Genomic DNA, 25,074 nt, shown 5'->3' on the forward strand with positions numbered 1-25,074 from the left:
TACAAATAAATACGATTTATGACTATCAAAACTGTTGGGATGATTAGCAGCTATTCAGGTCTTGCTAAAACCAGAGATTGGTTATGGCAACAAACCCCGCACTCCTTTGGTGTTTGGGACAACATCCAAATGTTGAAAATAGCCCAAAAGCCAGACTTTATGTTGCTATATCAGTTTGATTTTCCTCAACCATCCCCACAACCATCTTGGTTAGATATTGTTCGTAAACGACAACAAAAACCAGAAATAAAAATAGAATCTCTATTATGTGGTGTGCCGAAAGAGCGGATTATTTATTTTCTCCGCGAACCGCCCTTAAGTGAGATTGTAGAAATAAGTAAGCGGAATTATCAGGAAGCTGAAAAGTATTGTGGTCATGTTTCCGGCCCCGATGACTTTGCGCCCAATCCCGATTATATGCCTGCTATTTGGTATCATGCCAAATCATTTGAGGATTTAAATGAAATGCCAACGCCGGAAAAAATTGCTCCATGCAGTTGGATTACTTCGGGAATTAACCGGACAGCTAACCATCGCCAGCGCTTAGACTTTTTGAAATCATTGCAAGACAGCGACACTAAGTTTGATTTGTATGGGCGAGACTTACCTGCATGGTCGCCAACCAAAGGAGAACTTGGTCACAAATGGCATGGAATGGCGCCATACTACTACAATCTGGCAATTGAAAACTATGCAGAAAATAGTTGGTATGTGAGTGAGAAACTTTGGGATAGTTTGCTGGCTTGGTGTCTGCCAATTTATTATGGTGGCCCGGCGGCTGATAAATTATTGCCACCGGGTAGTTTTTTGCGGTTGCCCAGTTTAGATGAAAAAGGCATTGCTTACATCCAAGAAGTGACAGCTACACCTGATGCTTGGTATGCTGCTAAAGATGCGATCGCAGAAGCACGTCAAATCATTTTACGCAAATTAAACCTGCTTAACTGGTTGTCAAACTTTGTTGCTCAACACTCATAAATTATGGATGGTATTTGTACGCTTGGCAATGATTATGTTTTCGATCAACTGGTGGCTTTGCTCAACAGCATTGATGTTATCTTGGGTTCAGAAACTCCTGTTTGTATCTATCCTTTCGATGATCAGACACAGCGAATTGCTGATGAAATAGCTAAACGCCCTAATGTATTTCTTTACGATAATCAAGAATCAATCAATCGCTGGGATCAATTTATGCTGACAGCAGCACCAGAACGATTGAATCGCAGTAAATTCCGTTTGTATGGCGCTCACCGTCGTTTTTGCGCTTTTGATGGGCCATTCGATAAGTTTATCTATTTAGATGCAGATACTTTGGTGATGAACTCACTGGAAGCGGTGTTTGAAAAGCTAGATAGTTATGATTTTGTTGTCTACGATTTCCAATTTAAGGATGTTACTAAAATATATAATACTAATTCTCCTAAATTACTAGAGGTTTTCGAGCAAAAACGCATTGATTCCGAAATATTTTGCTCAGGCTTCTATGGCGCAAAACGAGGAATATTTAACTCAGAACAAAGAGATTGGCTGATATCCCATTTAAAAAATGGTGAAGCAGAAATTTTGTATAGTGGTGCTGGCGAACAACCACTGATCAATTACATGGTAATGAGGTCTAATCTTTCTATTTATAACTTTGCTCTCCAACTGCCAGGTAATCAAACAACAGGATGTTCTGCGACATCTAAGCATTTCGAGGAACGAGAACATCTTCTTTATGACAAAGGTAATCGACTAACTTATCTCCATTACATTGGGATTGCTCCTAATATCAATCAAGCAGTCTGTGCAGGAGAAAATATTGAGTTTCCCTATCGAGATTTATTTCTCTATTATCGTTACTTACATGAACTAGAGAAGCGTCCAGTCTTTAAAAATCCTCCTAAGAATTATAATGACGCTCCAACACCAAATTTACTTACAAGAGCTTTGCGAAAACTTAAGTTAATTAACCAAGGATAATTTATGAGTAGGGGCATTTATATAGTTGCCAATGACCGCGTTATCGATAATGCGATCGCTTTACTCAATAGCATTCGTTACTATGACCCAGAAGTGACTGTTTATCTTATACCTTTTAATGAAAATTATCACAAGGTAGCAGAACAGCTTGCTACCTTACACAACGTCGAAATTTTCCCAGATTTGAAGCTTATTGATACATTTACCAAACGCATCGGAGAAATTTTTGATCGAGATTTCCTTGCCTTACCTAACAAAATGCGTAAACTGGTGGCGTGGTTTGGCCCTTTAGATGAATTTATTTATATTGATACGGATATTGTCGTTTTTGAAAAAATCGCCGACAATTTAGACAAACTTTCAGAAGTCGATTTCTTCTGTTGTGATTACCATCACGCCAATGACAAGCTGCGAAATATCTTTTCTCCATTTGTGAAAGAGGAGCAAATTTTTTCTGATACCCAACTTCAAGACGTTTTCAATAGCGGTTTTTGGGCTTCGAGAAAAGGAGTTATTACCGAACAACAAATGGATGAAGCTTTGCGTGAGTGTGCAGCACATCGAGAATATTTTGATTTTTCCGAAGGAGTTACAGACCAACCAATTCTGAATTATCTTGTGCTTAAGCTAATTGCCAAACGTGGAAATCTCGTCAAAATTCCTGGGGGAGGTCCTGGTAGTTGGGCTGGTTCGCAAAATTTCCAACAGCAAGAATACGCCCTCTATGACCGAGGACAACGACTAAAATATCTCCACTGGGCTGGTACGCGGATGAAAAGTGGTTGTCCCTATTGGCAATTGTGGGAACACTATCGTTATCTCCATCAGGGCAAATTCGCTTTCATCCCCAAACTGACTCGCCGTTTATTTCCCTTTGTTGCTGCCCGTAGTTAATATTAGGAGTATCCCCAATGAGCGATGGCATTTACATTTTAGCGAATGATGTTGTCTATGACCAACTAGTTGCATTGCTCAATAGTATAGAAGCTAATGCTGGTAGAAAAATCCCTATTTGTATAATTCCATATAATGAGCAGTTAGACAAAGTAAAGGCAGAGATTGCATCTAGAGATAATGTCACTTTATTTGAAGATTATGATTCCATAGCTTATTGGGATAACTTTGCTACTCAGATATGGAAAAATTACCCTAGAGCACAAAAAACTTGGCGAGAGTGGGGCTTCCCGGAACTCTATGTTCTACCAATGCACCGCAAATTGTGTGCTGTGGATGGTTCCTTTGATAGATTTATTTATTTTGATGCAGATACCTTGTTAATGGGGTCTGTAGATTATGTATATGAAAAATTAGATGCCTATGATTGGGTAGTCAATGATTTTCAGTATAAGTCTGATTTAAAATTTATTTTTGATGGTCCGTCAGAGCAGATGCAGCAAGTTTTCAACTCAGAAAATTTGCAATCTAAAGTATTTTGTGCTGGTTGGTTTGCTACTAAGAAAAATATTTTTTCTCAAGCTTTAAGAGCCGACTTACTCAACAAACTAATCGCGGGTGAAGCTGAAGTGATGTGTTGTTTAGGCCCTGACCAATCTTTATTTAACTACATGGTGTTGAAAAGTGCAATTTCCTATTATAACTTTGCTTTTCATGACTGCGAACAGGCAACTGGTAATCACTGGAGTTCTCAATTTGATGTGGTAGATAATATCCTATACGACCAAGGTCGGAGGTTGACATACTTACACTATATGAGTATATCTTCTTCAGCTTTTACAAGGCTTTGTGGGGGTGAAGATGTTGATATTCCTTACCGCGATGTTTTCTTATATTACCGCTATTTAAAATCGCCTGAAAAACGTCCTCAAACCTTTACCCGCCCAAGCCAGCTAACGCTGATGCAAAAGTCTACTATCAGTTTTATTCAGCAAAGAGTCAATAACATTAAGCTAAAATATCGTAACTTTAAGGATAGAATTAATGGGTACTAATAATATAGCAAAGCTTTCCCACTTAAAATAAGTATGGCTTCGCGGATGCACATTTATACGCAATTGTCAGGTAATTTGTAAAACTTTACTAAAAACTAAATATTCACAGCCAGCAAACGATCGCATTTTACAATAGAACATAATTACTGGCGGTGAGCATTTAGGTTTGTTTCGATGTTGGTGAACCGTTCTATATCTAAGAAAAAGAATCTAAATCTAAAGATTGCATTCCTTCGCGTTCTATAAATGTCATCATACTTCCCAACTGCAACCAAACTAATAAACAAGTAAACAGACTAATTGGTAGACCGACTCCTAAAGCTAAAGAGGAGGGGAAGCCAAATATTTCTAAACCTGAAGACAGAAATAGACAAGTACCGCCAGTTATGCCGATAAATGGCACTAGTAATTGTTTGAGTGAGGAACGGGGTTTAGTATTTTCTGTGCGCTCGCTTGGCCATTTCTGCACAATTACTTTCAAAGTACCAGATAATGCCAAACCAGAAGTTAATGCTGCCAAAAAGCCCACAAGTAATAGAAAATAAGGCGGTTGCAGAGGAAAATAGTACATGAAAACTCCTGATTTATATTAAAGATTTTTTACTTTTTATTTGTTGAGTGGTTCTCAGCAAAAGACTCCAGGAATGTAGTTTTTGGGAGGATAGCAGCTGCGCCTTCTCTGGATAAATCTGTTAAAATACCGATTGCTATATTTAATAAACGATCCGGTTTTAAGTCATCTTTAACGAGATTCCACAGGCGTTGGACATCTTCGGTGTGCAAGCGGTCATCTTCGGTGAGAGCAAGCACCATCTGTCGCCGCAGAAACTTACCTTCTTCCGACATTAAATATTGGAACCCCATCTGGGCTGTGGGCAATACATCAAAGTTGTTATCAGTACGAGCGATCGCAATTAAATTCTCTAACCGCTGCCACTGAAATTTACCATCTTTGAATAACACATTCAATAATCGCCGCTGTAAGTCGGCGGATTCACCTGTCAGCAACCGCCGTGCTATATAAGGATAACCCACTTCAACAATTTTGAAATTCGGGTTCAAGCTAAGGGCAATACCTTCTTGAGTCACAAGGGAACGAATAATCAAAGCAAACTTCGCCGGAACTCGGAAAGGATATTCATACATCAGTTCCGAGAATTCATCGGTAATAGTTTTGAAGTTAAAATTCTTGACATTTTTACCAATAGCATTTCCTAGCACCGCTTCTAATGCTGGCACTATCGGGCAAATATTCGTGTCTGGAGTCAAAAATCCCAATTTGACAAAATCTTCGGCTAAGTCGGTATAGTCTTTATTCACCAAATGCACTAGCGCATCCACCAGCGTTTCTTTGGTGTTTTCCTCCAACTGATCCATCATGCCGAAATCAATGTAAGCCATACGTCCATCAGGCATCGCAAACAAATTGCCGGGATGGGGGTCAGCATGGAAGAAGCCGTATTGTAAGAGCTGTTGCAATCCTGAAGTTACACCAATTTGGATGATCCCTTCTGGGTCTAAACCTGCTTCACGGATGCGTTTAGTGTCTGTCAGCTTAAAGCCATTAATCCATTCCAGGGTTAAAACGTGGGTATTGGTGTAACGCCAGTAAATGCCTGGAACTTTTACTTGCGGGTCGTTGCGGAAGTTGAGAGCAAATTTTTCGGCGTTGCGGCCTTCATTAATATAGTCAATTTCCTCAAATAACTTTGTGCCAAACTCGTCCACAATTAAAGTTAGGTTGTGACCGAGATTTAAAGGCAACCAAGGAGCTAGCCAACCTGCTCCCCAACGCATCAGATATAGGTCGCGTGTGATTACCGGGTGTAAGTTGGGGCGTTGCACTTTGACTGCGACTTCTTCACCACTGAGCAGACGACCACGGTATACTTGACCCAAGCTAGCAGCAGCTACGGGGTTAGGTGACAGTTCGCTAAAACTTTCGTGAATAGGGCGGTCTAGTTCAGTTTCGATAATCTGGTAGGCGATCGCATTATCGAAAGCTGGTAACTGATCTTGTAACTTGATCAGTTCTTCTAAAAAATCTTTGCGTATCAGGTCAGGTCTGGTGGACAGGGCTTGACCAACTTTAATAAAAGTCGGGCCCAGCCCGGTGAGCAGTTCTCGCAACTGGATAGCTCGTTTACCCTTGTTCTGCTCAACTTGATCTTGCCATTCGTCCCACTTCAGACTGAGTATAAATCCCGCAAAAGACCAGATAATTCTCAGCAGTCGCCCCCAGGCTAACCAGGGACGGTAACTATAGTAGCGAGCGATCGCATCTGGATTATAGAGTTGTAGCTGAGTAGGTTGAAACTGACCCACGCCTTTATTTGCCTCTTCAACTGAAAGAATTTACAATGATTGTTTTTCTCCTAAGCCACAAGTTAGTTGCAAGTTTAGGATAGCGGTAGTCTTTTCTCTAAAACAACTAGAACTTTACCCTTTGGTGATAGTGTTCGAGGCGTTTTTAGCTGATTTTACTGCCTAGATTTATTTATCTTTATTCTTAATTATACTTTATGAAACTACAACTAATTACTCCAGTTTCCGATGATTTTATCTTTTCTTAATTATACTTTACGTAAATATAAATATTTAATATGTAAATTTCAGCAGGATATGAGAACTCAGTAACCATGTTTGCTATCAGCTACATCAAAAATAAACTTTTGCTAGAGAGTGTAGATTTAGAAGCTTTTTGATTGATTATATTATGCAAATTTATCATCAAGATTATAGTGTTAAGTACAGCTTTGGTAATTGGTAGTGATTTTGCCACAATTACCAATTACCAATTAGCTACTTTTAATTATCATCTAGTGCTATTTAGATTTGGCCTCCAAGTTTTCTAAACGGCTTCTCAATTCTTGGTTTTGTTGTTTGAGTTGGTCGAAATCTTCACGCAATTGACGCAGGGTTTTTTCGGAACCAATGTTCTTTTGCACCTTAGAAATTTCTTCTTCAGCATAGCGACGTACACGCCCATCGGCTGTTTGTTCAACTAGCGATCGCAAAATTCCGACTGCTTTGGGTGTTTCCATTTGTCCTAATGCTGCTGCTACCGCCACTTGCGTTAAAAAGAAGCTTTCTTTGGCTAGTTCGGTTAATTTTTCTAAAATCCGTTCCAAATTAACCGGACTTTGACCTACAGAAATCTTTCCTAAAGCGCGAATTGTGGCTAAACGTAGGGGTTGTGGTACACCAAGTTTGGTATATTCGATCAGTAGATTTAAAGCAGCTTCCGAGGTTTTGAATTCAGCTAAACCGGCGATCGCACCACTCCGCACAACTTCATTCAAACTTGCCTTTTCTTCTAAAACGGATTTTAGCAGCTTTAATACCTTGTCTTCCTTGGGTTTATCTTCCAAGTTTGCCGATGCGATCGCCCCGATAACCCGAGAAGCTGCTGCTTCTACGTAGTAGCTGGGATCGCCTTTTTGCACTAACCCTTTCACAACTTTATAGCTTTCAGCAGTTTTGATTTGAGCAAGTGCTTCCACTACAGATCGTCGCACGTAAGCATTTTTATCTTTTAACCCCAGAACTAAGCCATCAAAGGCTTGGTCTAAATTAATTTTGGCTAGTTGTTTCGCCACTTCCACACGCACGCTCCACAATCGGTCATTTTTGAGCGTCGCAGATAGTGCAATAGTAGCTTCTAACCCGCCCTTTTTCGCCAAAGCTTCTGCTGCATAGATGCGCGAAATCGGGTTAGGATCAAATTCTAACTGTGCTTTTAACTCCGATATTGGATACTCTAAAGCTACTGTTTTCAGGTAATTATTCCCCACATCAAAACTGATAAATTGGGGCTTATTTTCTAGGGGAAAGTAGAAGCTTTGTTCCCGTTCATTCACCCGCACTACAAAAGTTTTTAGTTGTGAATTATTTTTAACTCCTAACTCCTGTACAGACGCGATTAATCGCGTCTCTACTCCTAACTCCTGACTCTTCACTTCTGACTGTTGCGTATAGCCAAAACCAATAGGTATTTTTAGATCAAACAAATCCTTGCTGCCATTTTTATCTTCAACAGCTTGGGTTTGAGTTACCGTAATTTTTGCCAAATTAGCATCCCCATCCCAAGAGTAAGCTACTTTAAAATCGGGATGACCACCACGATAAACGTATTGGTCAAAGAGGAACAAAAGATTATGTCCGGTAGCCTTTTCAATCGCCCTGAGTAAGTCTACTGTTTCTACGGTTTTGTGGGCATTATCTTGGATAAATGTTTGAATTGCTTGCCAAAACAATTCATCTCCCAATTGCGCCCGAATCATGTGATAAACACAAGATCCTTTTTCGTAGATGTGGCGATCGTAAAGTTCAATAGCTTCCCGGTAAATATGTGTTACCATTGGCCGACGGTAGCGGCTGCTATCTTCACTGAAGTAACGACCAGCTTGCAATAAACGATAGCAAGCTGCTTCTTCTGGACTATATTCCTGTTCTGTCCACATCACCTCAGAATAGGAAGCCATCCCTTCCTTAATCCAAGCATGAGACCAATGCTTAATTACCACCAAATCACCAAACCACTGGTGCGCGAGTTCGTGGACAACTAAACTTTCGGTATTGCGGTTATCTAAGGCGGCGCGTTCATCCAGCAAGCATCTATCTGTTAACAGGGTTGTGGAGGTGTTTTCCATCCCGCCAAAGATGAAGTCATCGACGCAAACTTGGGCGTATTTCGGGAAAGGGTATGGATAACCATACTTTTGGCTCAAAAATTCGATCATCCGCGGAGTTTTGCCCATGCTGCGTTTAGCATCTTCCTCCCGTCCCTTTTCTACGTAATACGTGACTGGTTTCCCCTGCCACTCGTCCCGAATTTCAGCAAAATCACCTACTGCCAAAGTCATCAAGTAGGTAGGATGAACTTGTTGCTGTGACCAATGGTAGATTTTGTAATCACCATCTTCTGTGGTGTCGATCAATTCGCCGTTGGAAATCGCCACCAGAGGGTTAGGAACACGCACGCGAATTTCGGAAGTAGACAGTTGTCCGGGATAGTCAAAGCAGGGGAACCAAAAGCGAGAATCTTCGTCTTCGCCCTGAGTCCAAACTTGGGTGGGCTTGTTTGGGTAGTGCTTGTCTGGTTGAATAAAATAAATACCGCGTTGCGGTTTTGTCACCGAGTAGGCGATCGCAATCAGCAAGCATTTACCAATCTGGGTCGCTTCCGAAAGTTGGATAGAAAGCTGTTCCCCATCGTAGTCAAAATTTTCTCGCACCTGGTCTACTTGCACAGACTCGATATTCAGGTTAACAGCATCCAAAATCAAACGGTCAATGCCATTACGGATTGGCAACAGGCGAATGCTACAGCTGCCCTGATAGCTTTGCTTAGGGATATCCAAGCTGAGATCGAGAAAAATATGCTCTACCTGTCCGGGGCGATCGGGGTTGTAGTGTGGTCTTGCTCCCGGTAACTCAAAAGGCTTGTGTCCGTTATTATCTGTATCAAAATAAGACTTCGACATTGATCCTTACTGACCTTGTAATTCTGAAAACTCTGGCTTGGCTGGATGTAGTTAAGCAAAATTGCGGTGTCTAAATGTATTTCCCTGAAGAGGGCATTACGGAGGTGAGAACTCCCCTTTGGGATTGGGGGATTGAAATTAATCTCACCCGAATTTCCGAAGATCGGCTGCCGATCTTTGGACTTTTTCCATATCCCTACCGCATTTACTTTTCCTGATATTTTGCACTTTTTTGTCATCGGGTCAAGAGTCTCTTGCACCTCGATCGATTCTCGTTAACTACAAAAACTCCTAATTATTCTTATAACTTAGGATAGCTTGCTGCTGCTGAACAGGCTATTTTGTTTGAGATGAACAGGATAACATTTGCGGATTCGCTCATCATCCCTTTGAAGTAATTTTAGACCGCTAACTTATATATAGGACTATTAATTTTATCAGTAAATACCGATCAATGAGCGAAAATTATGAACAAATCCGAAAACTCTACAATGACACTTGTATAAATCTCGGTGACAATCTAAGCAAAAGAGGATAACAAAATGCCTGAAAGTAAATCAAAGTTTTTCATTCCGGCTGTTGGTGCGGCTGTAGTTGTAGCCGGAAGTATAGCGGCTTACACGTATTTTAAAAGCCCATCAGGAGGTAGTTCCGACGCTCTAGACAGTGCGAAAGTTGTACCTTCAACAGCATTGATGGCAACTTATATTACTACTGACTCTCAAGGCTGGGCAAAGTTACAGCAGTTTGGCACTCCAGAAGCACAAAAGTTAGTGGCAAAAGGTCTGGAAAATTTCAATAAGCAAGTGTTCAGTAACAGTAACCTTTCTTATGAAAAAGACATAAAGCCTTGGGCTGGTAGTGTGATGATTGCTGTACTGCCAGCAAATCCTGTGAAGCCGGTGCAGTTAAACGTGCCATCTGGGACACCTAATGTACCAACAAATTTACAGCAGAAACCGAATATCCTGATCGTGGTGGGAATCAAGGACAAACTCAGCGCCTTAAATTTTGCTAGCAAATTGAAGTCAGAAAAAGGGGTGAAATTCCAGGAATCTGACTACGAAGGTCAAAAAATTATCGAAACTACACAAAATGGCAAGCCGACATATAGTGTAGTTTTAAATAATACTCACTTGGTATTAGCCCCGGAAAAGCAAGCTGTAGAAAAAGCAATTGACACCTTTAAGGGACAGTCTTCTTTTGCTAGTAAAGAAGGTGCTAGCAGCATTCTCAACCAAGGAGTGGATGTTAAAAACAGCCTCGCCCAAATTTATGTACCAGACTATGCAGGCATGGTACAGCAATTATCAGCTGCAAGTCCGCAGGCAAAGCAGTTACCTGCACAAACCCTGACGCAACTTAAGCAGATAAAATCCGTGGTGGCGGGTGTTGGTGTTGATGATGCGGGAGTGCGGCTAAAAGCGATCGCCAATTTAGATCCGCAACTAAATAAATTTCAGTATCAATCAACTTCTGGGAATATAGTGGGGCAATTTCCGATTGATACCTTTGCTCTGATTAGCGGAAGTGGCATCAGCCGTGGCTGGGAAACGGTAGTAGAACAGTCCAAAGATTATCCCCAAATGAAGCAAGCTTTGGAACAAGTGCGATCGCAACTAAAATTTGCCAATATAGACCTGGATAAGGATATTTTTAGCTGGATGAATGGGGAATTTGCCTTTGGTGCGATTCCATCAAATCAAGGGGTGTTAGCGGGTGTTGGTTTTGGAGGTGCTTTACTATTTGATACTAGCGATCGCAAAACTGCCGAAGCCACCTTAACGAAATTGGATACCCTCGCCAAAAGCCAAAAAATCAACATCGCCAACAGAAATATTGGTGGTAAAGACGTAACTGAATGGCAAATCCCCCAACAAGGAGCTTTATTGGCGCATGGTTGGCTGGATCAAGACACTTTATTTGTAGGTCTTGGTGGACCAATTGCGGAAGCGATCGGCGATCGCAAAAATCAATCCCTTGACAATAGCGACGCTTTCAAAGCCGTTACTGGTTCTTTGCAAAAACCCAACGCCGGCTATTTCTACCTGGATATGGATAAAACCAAAACTGTGCCCCTGATCAATAGTTTTATCGGGAGTAACGCCGATACCATCACCATCCTCGGTTCCATTCGTGGTTTTGGTGTTACCGCCACTAGCCCGAATAAATCCACCAGTGAATTGGAGATGTTGTTAGCTCTCAAGCCGAATACTGCAAAGTAGGGCATTGGGCATTGGGCAATTCAATTTTGGATTTTGGATTGACGATAGCGGAGCGTTAGCGAGTATTCGAGCGTCGCGTCTTTTGGATTAAATTTCAATCTAAAATCTAAAATCTAAAATCTAAAATTCCTACTCCCCACTCCCCACGAGCTACAAGGGTAGCATCTGATGGTGGGAGATCATCGGCGATTTCTTCTTCTCTTTGAATCTTTGGAAGGCGCGAATTGCCAAAAATAAAACCAAGGCAATAATCAAAAAGTCAAGAGATAGCTTACAGTATTGGTGCGCTGTTGAAAAATATTGGTAGGTAGTTTTGCTGCTTGAGAGTACAATAGCTTTATGAAGTTTCAGTGGGATTCAGATAAAGCAAGTAGCAATGCCAAGAAACATAGTGTGTCTTTTGAAGAGGCTGTCACAATCTTCGGAGATCCACTAGCTGTTACAATTCCTGACCCTGACCACTCAATAGGTGAATTCCGTCTGATTACGACAGGTCAGTCAAGGTTGCAAAGGCTTTTGGTTGTGTCCCACACGGAACGAGAGGGTGAGGTGCGATTAATTAATGCTCGTTTAGCCACTCGACAGGAAACAAGAAGCTATGAGTCAGGAACCTGAAATAACAGCCAATGATGAGATGAGACCTGAGTACGATTTCTCAGGCGGTGTTCGTGGTAAGTACTATGAAGCTTATGTGCAATCAAGTAATGTTGTGGTTCTTGATCCAGATGTAGCAGAGATATTTCGAGATTCGGCTTCCGTCAATGAAGCATTGCGATTGCTTGCGAAGATTGCGAAGTCTGTCGCGATCTAACAATCGCTTTGCGGCAGACTGAAGGAAGCCTCTGGTGCTGAGTTCAAGGTTATTAGCAGCCCCTGAACGCAGCTCGCCAATCTCCAGATGTCAAGTTTCTATTTACTTCTAGACTGCTGTCCAGCAAGTATGTCATAAGTAAAAAAGGCTCTTAAATGTAAACTGATTTATGACTGCTGCTGTAAACACTAATCCTGGCTTCGCTTCCCGCTTGGTAAATGGCATATTGGCAATCAAGCCTTTAGCTAATCTAGCCAAGCATCAAGCTAGACAAATGATGATTAAACGTGCCGACAGAATTGGTGTGCCTTGGACGCAAGAAGTTAAGACACTAGAGGCGCGTGATTGGAAGGCTGATCTAGCTCAAGTACAAAATCCTCAGCTTTCCTATCCAGAATACTACTTGCGTCCGTTTCATGCCTACGAAGGCGGAAACCTCAGCTGGAAAGCGGCTTTTGAATTGGAAGTTGCGGCTCGTACTGTCCATGCCGGAATCTGGCAGGATGCTGGAGCCCAAGGAGATGCTAAACTGCGCCAAAGTTACCACGATATCTTGAAAGCGCAAATCCCCAATCAACCCCAAGACATCCTAGATTTGTGCTGCGGTGTGGGTTTGAGTACATTTACCATGCAAGAAATTTATCCCCATGCCAACATTACAGGCTTGGACTTATCTCCCTACTTCTTAGCCGTTGCCAATTACCGCGCCCAACAACGTCAAGCTAAAATAAACTGGCTTCATGCCCAAGCTGAATCAACTGGACTACCAGATGCCTCTTTTGATTTAGTCTCCATTTTCCTGATGTGTCACGAATTACCCCAATCAGCAACCCGACAGATTTTAGCTGAAATGCGGCGCGTGCTGCGTCCGGGTGGCTACTTGGCAATCATGGACATGAATCCCAAATCTGAAGTTTACCAGAAAATGCCAGCTTACATTTTGACGTTGCTTAAAAGTACTGAACCGTATTTAGATGAATATTTCGCTTTGGACATTGAGCAGGCTATTGTTGAAGCGGGTTTCCAGACTCCCACTATCACTAACAATACCCACCGTCACCGCACAATAATTGCTCAGGTGAGTGGTTGATTTCTCTCTACTGCTATGGGCAGCAATACCACCGTTGCTGCTGCTAGGCTACTACTACTGTCGGGTGCCATTTGCCCCACCTCTGGTAAAGTTGCTGATGTTCTTTATCATCGGGGTAATATCTGGGATCTTAGCCCTGAGCCTCGAATGGATTTTTGAAACTGTCGCCAACTCTTTTGTAGGCTGGCATCAGATCAAGCGATGTCTGCCGACAAGCCGCTGCGCGTCTACGCTTCCTGGTATTGCCTTGCGACAGCTGGTAGAAGTAGGTTTAATTGAAGAAGGCTGCAAGTTGATAGCAGTTGTTGTCCCAACCTGCTATCTACAACGCAGGTATCGATTACTTCAGTCTACCATTTTCTTGTTCACTATAGCCGTTGCCCTTGGATTCACTGCCGAGGAGAACTGGATTTACCTTTTCCACGATACCGCATCAATTTTTGACCGTATTATTGGCACGCCAGTCCATGCCATGTTTTCTGCGCCTTGGGGGTATGCCTTGGGAATATACATTTCCTCGCACACTCGGTTAAATCGAGACAGGAATTTCATTTTTAGGGCTTGGCTAAATTCTGTAATCTGTCATGCCCTAGTTAATATCCTATCTAGTGCTTGGCGTTACTCACTACCCCTGCATTTCCTTAGTTATGGTTTCTTTCCGTTTCTATTGTGGATGTTTTGGCGATTGGAACAATTACTCCGAAAAGTGCAAGGTAAATCCGCCATTACCCTGATTTGGGACCGTACACCCCAGCGCCGTTACTGGCAGAGGAGTTTAGTGCTGTTTGCTCTGGTGCTGGGTGGAAATGCTATTTTTGGGCTGTTTCTCTTAGTCAGGATTCTTAGTCCTTTGAGTCCGTCGAAGCTTTTTGACAGTGATATTTTATGGTTTATATTTAGTCGCTTTTTATTAAATCTCTTTTTTGGAGTTTTAGCCTGGGGCATTTATCGCTATTTGCGACATTCCGCCCGTCGTCGGTATTTTTAAAATATGATTTGTGACATGACTCCGACTTGTTCGCGCTTGCGTCTCCCCTTGGGAGAAGGTACGGAGCTTCTAAGAATCACTTCAAAGATTTCCTAGTTGCTCCCTTACGGGATTTCAACTTTGACCTAGACTGAAATATCTCAGTACAAGAGCAAACCGTCTGCATAGGCGTTTTGGATTCCCGACTGTCCATCGGTACTAACTAGTATCTTAACATATTCGTGGCAAATCCAATGCTGGTAAATATAAAGCCGTGCTAGAAGCACGGGGTTTTAAACCCAACTTTTCGATAAAAATGCTAGAGGGTTTCTATGCAAACAGATCCAGTGCGTTGGACGACTGCTGATCTAGAGTTCTTTGCTAGCGATTCTCGTTCCGAGACACTTCGCGATCGCAGGAATCGCTATGAGATTATTGACGGAGAACTATTTGTGACTAAAGCACCTAACTGGGATCATCAAACGATCTGCGCCAATATTGTTACAGATCTTAAGAATTGGTCAGATGAAACTGGTTTAGGTCAGGCTGCGTAGATGCGTTCGCGGAGCGTCTCGCAGAGAAGCAGCTTGTCGTCAGACATCGCACCTGGAATTATTTTCTCAGATTCTGACAATGTGATCCCTGATGTGCTGTGGGCAAGTCATGAACGTTTAAAACACTTGCTAGATGAGGCTGGACTCCTGACGGGCGCACCAGAGTTAGTAGTAGAAGTTTTATCTCCCGGTGAAAAAAATGAGAAACGCGACAGGGAAACAAAGCTAAAGCTTTACTCGGTGCAAGGGGTTCAGGAATATTGGATTTGTGATTCTATACAGAAGAAAGTTGAAGTTTATTGTCGTGAACAGGCTGCATTAAAGTTAGCAATTACTTTATTTAGTCAAGATGAATTGACAAGTCCTTTGCTACCTGGTTTCAACTGCTTAGTTAGTAAACTTTTCTAGCTGGGCATTGGGATGATATAAATTCCCTATGTCCTATGCCTAAGTTTCCAATTACCTAAACTTGTGCTAATACTGGCTGATTCACGGCTGGGCTGGCTGACTCTGATTCTGACTCCGTGCAGTAGATTTCACAGGAGTTATTAGGGCTTTCAATCAATTTTACTTTATAAAGTTTAGCTCCCAATTCCTGAATAGGCGATCGCAGTAAATTACTAATGTAAAGTGCGATATTCTCAGCAGTGGGCACAACTTCGGCAAAGTAAGAAATGTCTTTATTTAAAAAGGTGTGATCGAATGGCTCAATCACATAATCTTCTACCAGTTGATTCAGGGCGCCTAAATCAATAATCATCCCAGTACGTGGGTCAATTTTACCTTTGACAGTTACTTCTAAATGATAGTTATGTCCATGACCGTGGGGACGAGCGCACTTGCCATAAATCTCAGTATTTTCTTCGTTACTGAGGTTAGGATGAGCTAGCCGATGGGCGGCGCTAAAGTGAGTACTGGTGGTGAGGTAGGCTTCCATTGAGTTTCCCATATAATCTGCCCAAAGTTCAGGATGTTCAAACAACTGCACACGGACTAGAGGTAAATGGGCTGCTAGACGCTGCCAGATAATCCGTGCAATATTCTCAGTAGTGGGCAGAGTTTCTTGAAATTCTAACCACACATCGTTGAGATAAGAGAAGTCCAATTGACTGCTAACTTCCCGTTTAATTACGTGTTTCACATCAGACAAGTTCAGCACCATGCCATATTCATCCAATTCCCCGGCTAGGTAGATGAATAAGACATAGTTATGTCCGTGTCCCGGAAATCTAGAGCAAGCACCAAATTTTTCAATATTCTCAGTTTCACTCAGTTCTGGCAACCAATAGCGATGACTTGCTGAAAACTGGGCGCGGCGATTAACAATACATTGCATGAGTACAGTTGGAGCAGAATTTAAAATTTTTTAATCTTTTTCTGTTTCCAGGATAAACTAATTTCTCTCTCAGTGGTTAGGGGAATCAATACTTCGGACAATTTTAGAACGATACTGAAAGCCTTACAGGATATTCTCTGGCAAAACGACGCATTTTTTCAAGGTTATAGGACTTACGCAAAACTATACGTGGTAGGGGCAATTCCTGAATTGCCCCTACCTCAAAATCAGGGTTTTAGCTATTGTTTGTGTAAGTCCTGGTAAACTCACTTTCAGCAGGCGATCGCAGAATTGTAACAGAGCGCAAGACCTTATTATTGAAAATTTCATCCCTCTAAAAAAATGCTAGATTTAGCAAATTTTTCGCTAATCTAGCAAATCTAAATTCTTTGCAAAAAGTCTAATCTTCAGGTTCAATTCCCGCAGCCCGCAATTGTGCTGCTAGTCGTTCGGCGCGTTGACGTTCTTGTTCAGCGCGTTGGCGTTCTTGTTCAGCACGTTGGCGTTCTTGTTCGGCACGTTGGCGTTCTTGTTCAGCTAATTCTGTACCCCAGAGTAAAAGGTTTCCTTGTTCATCCCACCACCGCAACCATTTTCCTGTGCGGTTTTCACGCATACCTTGCCAGACGCCAAGGTAAAGATTCATTTCCCCTATCCAGTAATGTTGGTTTTCGTTGGAGGTTTGTACAATGTACCTGCCTGTATTGTGATCTAGGCGATAAACTTCTAAATTGCCGCTATTGGGTTCAAAAATGGCGTAGTTTGGAGCTTTTAAGACGCACTCGTAAAAAAACCATTTACCAGGGGGATAAGTGGGTTTAATGGAATATTCCCCGCCTTCTGTATCAGAAAGGAATTCCATCACAATTACGGGGATGTCTCCTTGTAATTGGGGGGTATAACTGCGTATTACTTCTTCTCTATCAACACCGATTTTCGGAATATACGCCCAGTCTGGAGCTTTAACGACGATTTTGCCATTTAATGTGGCGCAGATGCCGTAATTAGTTGGTGTGAGCGCATTGGGTGGGAGTTTTCCGGCAAGTTCTAAGCTTTGTGTAAGTGCAGCTGCTAAGGCTGGTTGGTTGATGTTGTCCACTGGATCATCTGGCAGTTTGTAATCATCGGGTAGTTTTTCCCAAGTGATTTGATAGTCTTGGCTAAGGGTTGTCATCGTGGATTCTCCTTTGCTGTGGTATTTTACTGTATTCATCCCCCCAACAACTGAAAAAGCGGAGCTATGGTTACTCATCTTCATCGGGTTCTAAATCGTCATTTGTTAGTTCCTGATGCGGGATGGCGGCAATAATTGCATCTATTACTTTAGATACTGGTAATATCTCAATATTAAGATCGGGAAATTTGGTTCCTTTTGGGACGATCGCTCGTTTAAATCCCAACTTAGCAGCTTCTTTCAACCGCAGTTCCATTTGGGAAACCGATCGCACTTGTCCCCCTAACCCAACTTCACCGATTAATACTGTACCGGGATCAACGATGCGATCGCGGAAACTGGCAACGATCGCGATCGCTATTCCCAAATCTACCGCCGGTTCTTCCACATTCAACCCACCCGCAGAACCAACGTAGGAATCTAACTTGGACATCGGAATTCCCACCCGTTTTTCTAAGACGGCGAGAATTTGCACTAGGCGGTTGTAGTCTACGCCAGTTCCAGCCCGCCGAGGGGAAGGGTAGCTGGTGGGACTCACCAAAGCTTGCAACTCGACAACAATGGGGCGAGTACCTTCACAAGCAACTACAATCGCTGTACCAGGAGCGGGATCGTCACGGTTGCCTAAAAATAGCTCTGAGGGGTTGGCAACTTCTCGCAATCCTTCTGCCACCATTTCAAAGATGCCGATTTCGTGAGTTGCGCCGAAGCGGTTTTTGACTGTCCGTAATAACCGATGGGAGGCAAAGCGATCGCCTTCAAAATACAACACTGTATCTACTAAATGTTCTAAAACTTTTGGCCCAGCGATCGCTCCTTCTTTGGTGACGTGTCCCACAATCAGCATGGTGACATCTTCATGCTTCGCCACCTTCATCAGTGCTGCGGTACATTCCCGTACCTGAGCCACCGAACCTGGTGCAGAAGTCAGCGCCGGAAAAAACACCGTTTGGATACTATCAATCACCGCCACGTTTGGTTTTAGAGAGTCTATTTCGCGTAAAATTTCTTCTAAATCTGTTTCCGGCAGTACATATAAATCTGCACCTATACTGTCAGGGTCTATGGGAAGTGTAGTCTCTAGTACTGTAACATTCTCCTCATTCACCACACTTAGTTTTTTTGATACTCCCAAACGAGAAGCTCGTAATTTTACCTGCTGTCCCGATTCTTCACCAGTTACGTAAAGGATGCGATATTTTTGCGCTAATTGATTTGATACTTGCAATAATAGAGTAGATTTACCGATCCCTGGATCACCACCAATCAGCACCATAGAGCCGGGGACAATCCCACCCCCAAGTACGCGATCCAATTCTCCATAACCAGACTCCCAACGGGCGATTTGGCGATCGGTAATTTGGTCAAATGTTAAGGAAGCTCGCGCTTTAGCTGGTTTAGCGCGAGATTTGCCATTGGTTTGAGTTGATTGCCAACTACTCACTCCCCCCCGACTAGGTACATCTACTGAGGATTGAATAGAAATTTGTTCTTCCAAAGAGTTGTAAGTACCGCAAGCTGGACACTTACCAAACCACTGGGGGGATTCTGCTCCACAATCGTTACAAACAAAAAAGGTTTTTGGCTTTGCCATTCTTAAATATTATTAAATAATCTTAATATTTACTTAATTCTTGAAAAAAACTAAAATCTAATCATAGTAGTATTTAGAGGTTTTTCCAAATTAATTGATGGAATGATATCTTAATATTATGGTATTAAAAATTAATCATGTAAATTTTTAGTGAAGGAGCCTTGATAAACTTGGAAAGCCATAAAGAAAAAATCTTGGTGGTAGACGACGAAGCCAGCATTCGCCGGATTTTGGAAACGCGCCTTTCCATGATTGGCTACGATGTAGTGACGGCTGGCGACGGGGAAGAAGCTTTAGAAATTTTTCGCAAAACTGATCCTGACTTGGTAGTTTTGGATGTAATGATGCCAAAGCTAGACGGCTATGGTGTATGTCAAGAATTACGAAAAGAATCAGATGTGCCCATTATTATGCTAACAGCTTTGGGGGATGTAGCCGATCGCATCACTGGGCTAGAATTGGGTGCTGATGACTACGTAGTTAAACCATTTTCCCCCAAGGAGCTAGAAGCTCGAATTCGCTCGGTGTTGCGGCGGGTAGATAAAACCAGTGGTTCTGGCATTCCTAGTTCTGGGGTGATCCATGTCGCTATTATTAAAATCGATACGAATAAGCGACAAGTTTACAAAGGTGATGAGCGGATTCGATTAACGGGTATGGAGTTCAGCTTGTTAGAGTTGTTAGTCAGTCGCTCTGGAGAAGCTTTTTCTCGTTCGGAAATTTTACAGGAAGTTTGGGGTTATACACCAGAACGTCATGTGGATACCCGCGTAGTAGATGTACATATATCCCGTTTACGGGCAAAGTTAGAAGATGATCCTAGCAACCCAGAATTGATTCTCACAGCGCGGGGTACTGGTTATCTTTTCCAGAGGATTATTGAACCAGGGGAGGAGTGAGGAAATGAGGGAGCAGGAGAGGCAGGGGAGCAGGGGGAGGAGAACTTATTGATTAATGTCCAATGCCCAATACTTCGGCTTCGCTCAGTACAAGTGCCCAATGACTAATGACTAATGACTAAACCTGATCCTAATCGAGTTTTGCGGCGTCTACCCCTTGTCGTAGGTGGGTTAGGCGCTGTGCTTTTGCTGATTAACCGTTTATTGACAGTGGAACTAACTCAATCCCAAGCGCGTGGTGATGTAGTGGGCGTGATTTTGAGTGCGGTGTTAATTTTGACGGGTTTAATTTGGCAGCAAGTTCAGCCGCGATCGCCTGATACTGTAGAACTAATTGGAGAAGAAGGTTTTGTACTAGCAGCAGATTTACCAGAAGCCGTGAAAACTGAGCTAGCCTGGGCATCTCATTTATTGTTGACTAATACAGTAACGCGATCGCTTGTGGTTTTTTATCAAGGTAAAGTTTTGTTGCGTCGCGGGATTCTGGGTACTAAATCTGAAGTTGTACCAGGAGTAATCTTAAAACAAGTACTCGAAAAACAAAAGCCGATTTATCTAGTTGTGCTAGCAGTATATCCAGGTAGGCTTGAATTTGATTATTTACCAGAAAATACTCAAGGTGTAATTTGTCAACCTATTGGCAACCAAGGTGCGCTGATTTTGGCAGCGAATGCTCCTCGCAGTTACACTAAACAAGATGAAAACTGGATTGCCGGAATTGCTGATAAATTAGCCGTTACTCTTAGTACTTAGTACAGAACACCACAAAAAGGGTATGGAATTTAATCATTTGTAGGTTGGGTAGAACGAAGTGGAACCCAACACCAACATCAAGTCTCAATATTTCCGAACCCCTTTTACAGTGACGTGTACTTAGCTGATTCGCTAGTTTAGAATTTAATCTAAAATCAGCAATCTAAAATCTAAAATCTAAAATTCAATCACCAAGAAGTCAAAAAATTCCACCCTTCCTTTTCTTGCGGTGTCTTTCCTTCTTTTTCTTCCGCTTCTTCCGGTGGCTTTAAATTTTGCTGTTGAATTAAATTATTATATTCTCCTGAATCAACCCATTTTAATAACTCGCCAGCCCGCATAACTACCCACGAAAGCCCTGATTCTGTATAACTTAATATCTTAGTGACTTTATCCACACTATCTAAGTTATTCGATGCAAACTCACGAGCTTGGATGAGGAAATCTTCGATCACAGGAGGAGTCAAGTAGTCATGTGGCAAACCCGCGAGTTTCATCAGTGTAGTAGTTGCTACGTCAATATCTTGACAAGCAAGCATTGCAGCCCGATCAGCAGTGAACCTAGCCATCATTCGCCAATTATACAAACCTAGTTCCATTCCACCAGCTAGCAAGCCACCTACCCCCAGTGTGGTACTGCTCAACAAATTTTTCAAAGTTGGCATCACAATTGCCATTTGGTGATACACCATATGCTGACTCTTGATGCGAGCAACTTCATGTCCGAAAACGTAAAGCAACTCATCTGCTTCAAGCCACTCCATTGCATCTAAATTGATACCAACAAGGGGTTTTTCCACCCCAACAATGTAGGTTTGAATATGACCGGTGCCTCGAAACAGATACAATTCAGGAAGTGGAGCAACATCAAGAATTTGACAGGTTTCTACAAATGTCTGATGCAATTGAGGAAAATTACGGGGCGAAATTCTGATTTCACTACCAAGGCTTTGCAGTCTGAGTAGGCGATCGATGCCGTATTCATTAACTTTTTTGAGTAGCAGGGAGACACCGGGCATATTTTGCAAAGAAGCCAAGGCTTTGCGATCAAAAGGGTGTTCGTAGGCTTGGGAACTTAGTCCAGTTAATATTTTTCTCGTCATGGGTTTTGAGGTTTTAAATAGCAGTTTAAGAAGCATTAAGCGACACAGCGTAAATTCAGCTACCATCTCAATTAACCACACAAGTAGGGGCAATACCCTGCGGTCAGCTAAAGCTACATGAATTGCCCCTACTTCAGCAACTTGTTAAAAGTAGGCAAACTTTGATCACAGTGTACTAGGCATTTGTCACCATCTTGCTCAGATAGAATATACAGTCAACTTAAGTCTTGGCAATGGAATTCGCAGCTACATAAACAAGAGCCACACCTGCATGGGCTAAGAGAAAATTAAGGTTTTTTAACCCACCTCTGTGGGTAAAGCCTCGTGTAGATGTGGTTTATAACTGCCCTTTTAAGGTTAAGCTAACACCAATGCCCATCTGTGCTACCTTACTGGTAAATTTACAATTTTATCTATGCAAATTATTTATTGGCTATTACTTGCCGTAATGGTTGTGGGTATTATCGGTGCGGTAGTTCCAGCTATTCCTGGGAGCAGCTTAATCTTAATTGCAATTATCGTCTGGGGAGTCGTTAGTAGTTCTTTTGCAGCGATCAAGATTCCCCTAATTGTGACAATTATTGTTTTACTTCTCAGTGTCGGAGTGGATTTTTTAGCTAGCTATGTGGGAGCAAGACAAGCTGGAGCTAGCAAGTGGGGGCAAATTGGCGCAATTGTCGGTTTGGTAGTGGGATTTCTGGGATTATTGCCAACGTTACCTTTTGGGGGACCACTGCTAGGAATTTTACTAGGGCCGCTTGTGGGAGCAATTATTGGTGAGTATATTTACCGACGTGAATTCGGGTTGGCGGTTAAGGCGGGTATCGGAATTGTCGTCGGATCTTTGGTTGGAAACTTGATTCAAGGCTTGTTAGCGATCGCCGCAGTTGTAGTTTTTGTGATGACAACTTGGCCACAGGTATTTGCCTCTTAGCATTTGAAAGGTTTGACAGATTTGATAACAGCAGTAATAGCTAGCAATTATAGTGTTTCCTAATAAGAATGAGGTACAGCTTAACCTCTCACCCCGATAAAGCTCTGATTTATCTCCCCTCTCCTTGCTAACGAGAGGGGTTGGGGGTGAGGTTTTGATATCTACTTCATGCACCTGGAAAGCGCTATAGCTATTTATTATAAGCATTCAATTTGATATCCATAGCAAACAAATACAAAGGTTCCTCGCATTTATTCTACGAGAGGAACCGTTTCACTAAATATTAGTAACTCGAGAGATTATAAATACACTGCATACTCCATTTATTTAAAATATGGTTGAGTAAGCTTAAGCATTAAAAACTACTACTGCATTGATTATACGTAAATGACTTTTCTTAAAGCCAGAACTATTACCAACAATTTAAACCCTATGAAATGAAAGATATACAAAGGGCAGATATATAAGGAATTAAAATTTCATGAAGGATAGTAATGCATTAAAGATGTGATGAAGACCACTCAGTAAATATTGTCGGCTCTAAATCTATGTGATTTTATGGAGATAAGAAATAGATTACGCAAGCTTCGCTTTCACTGACAGTATTTTTTATAAATTACTGAGATTAAAAGTAAAGCAATTGCTCTGACTTAAAATTATTACTAGGAGCCTCAAACAACAATGATTGGTTTTAAATCTACATTACTAAATGCAACTTTAGCCATTACTGCTGCAATCCCCTTAGTTGCTGCTGGGTTATTTACCTCTGCTGGGTCTGCTCAAGCTGCTGCACTCAATGGTAGTTTTAATTACGGTGGTGCTGGGTTTCCTGCTACTACAGTTACAGTGTCAAATACATCCTTACAATTTACCCCTACCCCTGGTTTAGCTTCCCTAGCATTACAAACTGGAAGTTTTACAGCATTTGACGCAGCTCACATATTCAACGTTACTACTAACCCCTTAACATCGGGTTCTGTTTTTCTTGACTTAGGTGTATTTGCAACCCCTGGTACTTTAGGAGATGGAGCAAATACATTTAGTTTAACGTCTTTGGCCACCCCAAAATTCACAACACAGAACGCAGGAACAGATATAAATTTGAATTACGTTGGATTCTTTGATGATGGATCTGGTAACAAAACCAATGGAACGGGATATATAACTTTTTCTACTCAAGATACTAATGCAGAAAATGACTACAAAAATGGTACAGCATTCAAGGCTACTTTCACAGGTCTTGCAGTAACTTCAGTTCCTGAACCAGCTGCATTACTAGGCTTGGGTGCAGTAGGTGCAGTAATGGCTATGTCTCGCCGCCGCAAGAGTTTCGTTCAATAGACCTATCCTAAATATAAAAAAGTTACTTTTAGTTGCTAAAAGTAACTCTAATTTATCTATTCGATCTGGCTGGAATGCAAAATTTACCAACCAGGTCGATTTTTTTTATACTATCAGACAAATCTATATTAAAGGTGAATTTTCTTAACCTGAGATAGACTTAAACTGATTGCAAAGAATTTTTGGCTTCATTTGCGATCGCATCTACTTCATCATTAGTCAGAGTTTCTAATATAGATTTGGCTTCTGCACTACCTAAACGAGCCAAGGCTTGTACAAGTCTGTAACGAATTTGCCAATCGGGATTGGTAGCATAAGGAGCTAACAGGGGAACTGCTTGTAAATCTCCCAAGTCACCCAAAGAACTAATAGCAGCAGTTTGGACTAATTCGTTTTCTGATGAGAGTGCCTCTTTGAGTAATTCAAAGGCTCGTGGATCGCCTAACTCCCCTAATGTCGCAATGATACTGAATTGTATTAGCCATTCACCAGTTGTATGATAAAGCAGCTGCAAATCTTCAAAAGCTTCATGTAACTTCAGAGCGCCCAAACAGTCGGCTGCTGCTGCTTGGACATCTACTTCGGAGTCATGAAGCAAGCGATCGCGCAAGATATCCAAGGATAACTGTAAATCCTGCGTTCCGAGTGTATCCATTTGACTCACCGCCGAGTAACGGACACGGGAATTGCGATCGCCAATCGCACTTTGAATTAATTCAAAGCCGATCGCAGGTTCCAATTCGCGGATTTGATTTACTGCACGTAAGCGATCGCCTAAATCCTCAGAACTGAGCAATTGCTTTACAGACTCCGGAGTAATACTCATTTAGTTATCCTTGATTTTCAAAGGTGTAAAAAATAATCATTAGTCAACACTCAAGGGTCAAAAAACTCTT

General features: G+C 42.0%; 21 protein-coding genes and 1 pseudogene. 14 read left to right on the forward strand and 8 right to left on the reverse strand.

Annotated elements, in window-relative coordinates; translation table 11 throughout:
• Positions 1 to 18: 18 nt before the first annotated feature.
• From V7K15_RS08890 to V7K15_RS08905, 4 genes are read left to right on the forward strand one after another with little or no spacing between them, the layout of a single operon-like run.
• Positions 19 to 978, forward strand: a complete 960-nt coding sequence (locus V7K15_RS08890; RefSeq protein WP_334904908.1) for a glycosyltransferase family 10 domain-containing protein — start codon at positions 19 to 21, stop codon at positions 976 to 978.
• A gap of 3 nt (positions 979 to 981) precedes the next feature.
• A complete protein-coding gene (locus tag V7K15_RS08895) occupies positions 982 to 1,962 on the forward strand; it encodes an Npun_R2821/Npun_R2822 family protein (protein WP_334904910.1) in 981 nt (326 codons plus the stop codon).
• A gap of 3 nt (positions 1,963 to 1,965) precedes the next feature.
• Entirely contained in the window at positions 1,966 to 2,856 is an 891-nt protein-coding gene (locus V7K15_RS08900; protein ID WP_334904911.1) for an Npun_R2821/Npun_R2822 family protein, read from the forward strand.
• 17 nt (positions 2,857 to 2,873) lie between these two features.
• A complete protein-coding gene (locus V7K15_RS08905; protein WP_334904912.1) occupies positions 2,874 to 3,911 on the forward strand; it encodes an Npun_R2821/Npun_R2822 family protein in 1,038 nt (345 codons plus the stop codon).
• A gap of 196 nt (positions 3,912 to 4,107) precedes the next feature.
• On the opposite strand, the gene V7K15_RS08910 is transcribed toward V7K15_RS08905, so the two are convergent.
• The 3 genes from V7K15_RS08910 to V7K15_RS08920 form a co-directional block, all read right to left on the reverse strand.
• Positions 4,108 to 4,482 carry a hypothetical protein gene (locus V7K15_RS08910; RefSeq protein ID WP_334904914.1) on the reverse strand — a complete coding sequence of 125 codons (375 nt, stop codon included), beginning with the start codon at positions 4,480 to 4,482 and terminating at the stop codon, positions 4,108 to 4,110.
• 29 nt (positions 4,483 to 4,511) lie between these two features.
• Positions 4,512 to 6,236, reverse strand: a complete 1,725-nt coding sequence (locus V7K15_RS08915) for an ABC1 kinase family protein (RefSeq protein ID WP_334904917.1) — start codon at positions 6,234 to 6,236, stop codon at positions 4,512 to 4,514.
• A 500-nt stretch (positions 6,237 to 6,736) separates the two neighbouring features.
• Positions 6,737 to 9,397, reverse strand: a complete 2,661-nt coding sequence (locus V7K15_RS08920; RefSeq protein ID WP_334904919.1) for a M1 family metallopeptidase — start codon at positions 9,395 to 9,397, stop codon at positions 6,737 to 6,739.
• A gap of 542 nt (positions 9,398 to 9,939) precedes the next feature.
• Between V7K15_RS08920 and V7K15_RS08925 the strand changes: the two genes are divergently transcribed.
• The 6 genes and pseudogenes from V7K15_RS08925 (at position 9,940) to V7K15_RS08950 (ending at position 15,452) form a co-directional block, all read left to right on the forward strand.
• Positions 9,940 to 11,622: a DUF3352 domain-containing protein gene (locus tag V7K15_RS08925; RefSeq protein WP_334904921.1), complete on the forward strand. Its 1,683-nt coding sequence runs from the start codon at positions 9,940 to 9,942 to the stop codon at positions 11,620 to 11,622.
• Positions 11,623 to 11,961: 339 nt separating this feature from the next.
• Positions 11,962 to 12,237: a BrnT family toxin gene (locus tag V7K15_RS08930; protein WP_334904923.1), complete on the forward strand. Its 276-nt coding sequence runs from the start codon at positions 11,962 to 11,964 to the stop codon at positions 12,235 to 12,237.
• Positions 12,221 to 12,433 (forward strand): hypothetical protein, encoded by a 213-nt coding sequence (locus V7K15_RS08935; RefSeq protein ID WP_292795841.1) that lies wholly within the window; start codon positions 12,221 to 12,223, stop codon positions 12,431 to 12,433. Before V7K15_RS08930 ends, V7K15_RS08935 begins: the two co-directional genes overlap by 17 nt.
• 169 nt (positions 12,434 to 12,602) lie before the next feature.
• A complete protein-coding gene (locus tag V7K15_RS08940) occupies positions 12,603 to 13,523 on the forward strand; it encodes a class I SAM-dependent methyltransferase (RefSeq protein ID WP_334904926.1) in 921 nt (306 codons plus the stop codon).
• Positions 13,516 to 14,511, forward strand: coding sequence for a PrsW family intramembrane metalloprotease (locus tag V7K15_RS08945; RefSeq protein WP_334904928.1), 996 nt, complete (start codon positions 13,516 to 13,518; stop codon positions 14,509 to 14,511). The genes V7K15_RS08940 and V7K15_RS08945 overlap by 8 nt, the downstream gene beginning before the upstream one ends.
• A 311-nt stretch (positions 14,512 to 14,822) precedes the next feature.
• Positions 14,823 to 15,452, forward strand: a pseudogene (locus V7K15_RS08950) (Uma2 family endonuclease).
• Positions 15,453 to 15,507: 55 nt separating this feature from the next.
• Here V7K15_RS08950 and V7K15_RS08955 read toward each other — a convergent pair.
• The 3 genes from V7K15_RS08955 to radA all read right to left on the reverse strand — a co-directional run bounded on the left by V7K15_RS08955 (position 15,508) and on the right by radA (position 19,148).
• Entirely contained in the window at positions 15,508 to 16,380 is an 873-nt protein-coding gene (locus tag V7K15_RS08955) for a 6-carboxytetrahydropterin synthase (protein WP_334904929.1), read from the reverse strand.
• A gap of 400 nt (positions 16,381 to 16,780) precedes the next feature.
• Positions 16,781 to 17,554, reverse strand: coding sequence for a Uma2 family endonuclease (locus V7K15_RS08960; RefSeq protein ID WP_334904931.1), 774 nt, complete (start codon positions 17,552 to 17,554; stop codon positions 16,781 to 16,783).
• Between the two features lie 70 nt (positions 17,555 to 17,624).
• Positions 17,625 to 19,148: a DNA repair protein RadA gene (radA, locus tag V7K15_RS08965; protein WP_334904933.1), complete on the reverse strand. Its 1,524-nt coding sequence runs from the start codon at positions 19,146 to 19,148 to the stop codon at positions 17,625 to 17,627.
• Positions 19,149 to 19,318: 170 nt separating this feature from the next.
• Here radA and rpaB point away from each other — a divergent pair, with 170 nt between their 5' ends.
• The gene (gene rpaB, locus V7K15_RS08970) at positions 19,319 to 20,047 is read left to right on the forward strand and encodes a response regulator transcription factor RpaB (RefSeq protein ID WP_334904935.1); all 729 of its coding nucleotides are present in this window, start codon (positions 19,319 to 19,321) and stop codon (positions 20,045 to 20,047) included.
• A gap of 114 nt (positions 20,048 to 20,161) precedes the next feature.
• Positions 20,162 to 20,800, forward strand: coding sequence for a cofactor assembly of complex C subunit B (locus V7K15_RS08975; RefSeq protein WP_334904937.1), 639 nt, complete (start codon positions 20,162 to 20,164; stop codon positions 20,798 to 20,800).
• Positions 20,801 to 20,988: 188 nt separating this feature from the next.
• On the opposite strand, the gene V7K15_RS08980 is transcribed toward V7K15_RS08975, so the two are convergent.
• Entirely contained in the window at positions 20,989 to 21,903 is a 915-nt protein-coding gene (locus V7K15_RS08980; RefSeq protein ID WP_334904939.1) for a M48 family metallopeptidase, read from the reverse strand.
• Positions 21,904 to 22,318: 415 nt separating this feature from the next.
• Between V7K15_RS08980 and V7K15_RS08985 the strand changes: the two genes are divergently transcribed.
• Positions 22,319 to 22,837: a DUF456 domain-containing protein gene (locus tag V7K15_RS08985; protein WP_334904941.1), complete on the forward strand. Its 519-nt coding sequence runs from the start codon at positions 22,319 to 22,321 to the stop codon at positions 22,835 to 22,837.
• Between the two features lie 681 nt (positions 22,838 to 23,518).
• Positions 23,519 to 24,178: a PEP-CTERM sorting domain-containing protein gene (locus V7K15_RS08990; protein ID WP_334904944.1), complete on the forward strand. Its 660-nt coding sequence runs from the start codon at positions 23,519 to 23,521 to the stop codon at positions 24,176 to 24,178.
• Positions 24,179 to 24,338: 160 nt separating this feature from the next.
• On the opposite strand, the gene nblB is transcribed toward V7K15_RS08990, so the two are convergent.
• A complete protein-coding gene (gene nblB, locus V7K15_RS08995; protein WP_334904946.1) occupies positions 24,339 to 25,004 on the reverse strand; it encodes a phycobilisome degradation protein NblB in 666 nt (221 codons plus the stop codon).
• Positions 25,005 to 25,074: the final 70 nt, after the last annotated feature.

The organism is Nostoc sp. (assembly GCF_036919815.1).
In the GTDB taxonomy this organism is placed as follows: domain Bacteria; phylum Cyanobacteriota; class Cyanobacteriia; order Cyanobacteriales; family Nostocaceae; genus Nostoc.

What these genes read in the sequence shown, in the direction of transcription:
- V7K15_RS08890 (WP_334904908.1), top strand. Translation starts at nt 19, where the DNA reads ATGACTATCAAAACTGTTGGGATGATTAGCAGCTATTCAGGTCTTGCT.
- V7K15_RS08895 (WP_334904910.1), top strand. Translation starts at nt 982, where the DNA reads ATGGATGGTATTTGTACGCTTGGCAATGATTATGTTTTCGATCAACTG.
- V7K15_RS08900 (WP_334904911.1), top strand. Translation starts at nt 1,966, where the DNA reads ATGAGTAGGGGCATTTATATAGTTGCCAATGACCGCGTTATCGATAAT.
- V7K15_RS08905 (WP_334904912.1), top strand. Translation starts at nt 2,874, where the DNA reads ATGAGCGATGGCATTTACATTTTAGCGAATGATGTTGTCTATGACCAA.
- V7K15_RS08910 (WP_334904914.1), bottom strand. Translation starts at nt 4,482, where the DNA reads ATGTACTATTTTCCTCTGCAACCGCCTTATTTTCTATTACTTGTGGGC.
- V7K15_RS08920 (WP_334904919.1), bottom strand. Translation starts at nt 9,397, where the DNA reads ATGTCGAAGTCTTATTTTGATACAGATAATAACGGACACAAGCCTTTT.
- V7K15_RS08925 (WP_334904921.1), top strand. Translation starts at nt 9,940, where the DNA reads ATGCCTGAAAGTAAATCAAAGTTTTTCATTCCGGCTGTTGGTGCGGCT.
- V7K15_RS08930 (WP_334904923.1), top strand. Translation starts at nt 11,962, where the DNA reads ATGAAGTTTCAGTGGGATTCAGATAAAGCAAGTAGCAATGCCAAGAAA.
- V7K15_RS08935 (WP_292795841.1), top strand. Translation starts at nt 12,221, where the DNA reads ATGAGTCAGGAACCTGAAATAACAGCCAATGATGAGATGAGACCTGAG.
- V7K15_RS08940 (WP_334904926.1), top strand. Translation starts at nt 12,603, where the DNA reads ATGACTGCTGCTGTAAACACTAATCCTGGCTTCGCTTCCCGCTTGGTA.
- V7K15_RS08955 (WP_334904929.1), bottom strand. Translation starts at nt 16,380, where the DNA reads ATGCAATGTATTGTTAATCGCCGCGCCCAGTTTTCAGCAAGTCATCGC.
- V7K15_RS08960 (WP_334904931.1), bottom strand. Translation starts at nt 17,554, where the DNA reads ATGACAACCCTTAGCCAAGACTATCAAATCACTTGGGAAAAACTACCC.
- radA (WP_334904933.1), bottom strand. Translation starts at nt 19,148, where the DNA reads ATGGCAAAGCCAAAAACCTTTTTTGTTTGTAACGATTGTGGAGCAGAA.
- V7K15_RS08975 (WP_334904937.1), top strand. Translation starts at nt 20,162, where the DNA reads ATGACTAAACCTGATCCTAATCGAGTTTTGCGGCGTCTACCCCTTGTC.
- V7K15_RS08980 (WP_334904939.1), bottom strand. Translation starts at nt 21,903, where the DNA reads ATGACGAGAAAAATATTAACTGGACTAAGTTCCCAAGCCTACGAACAC.
- V7K15_RS08985 (WP_334904941.1), top strand. Translation starts at nt 22,319, where the DNA reads ATGCAAATTATTTATTGGCTATTACTTGCCGTAATGGTTGTGGGTATT.
- V7K15_RS08990 (WP_334904944.1), top strand. Translation starts at nt 23,519, where the DNA reads ATGATTGGTTTTAAATCTACATTACTAAATGCAACTTTAGCCATTACT.
- nblB (WP_334904946.1), bottom strand. Translation starts at nt 25,004, where the DNA reads ATGAGTATTACTCCGGAGTCTGTAAAGCAATTGCTCAGTTCTGAGGAT.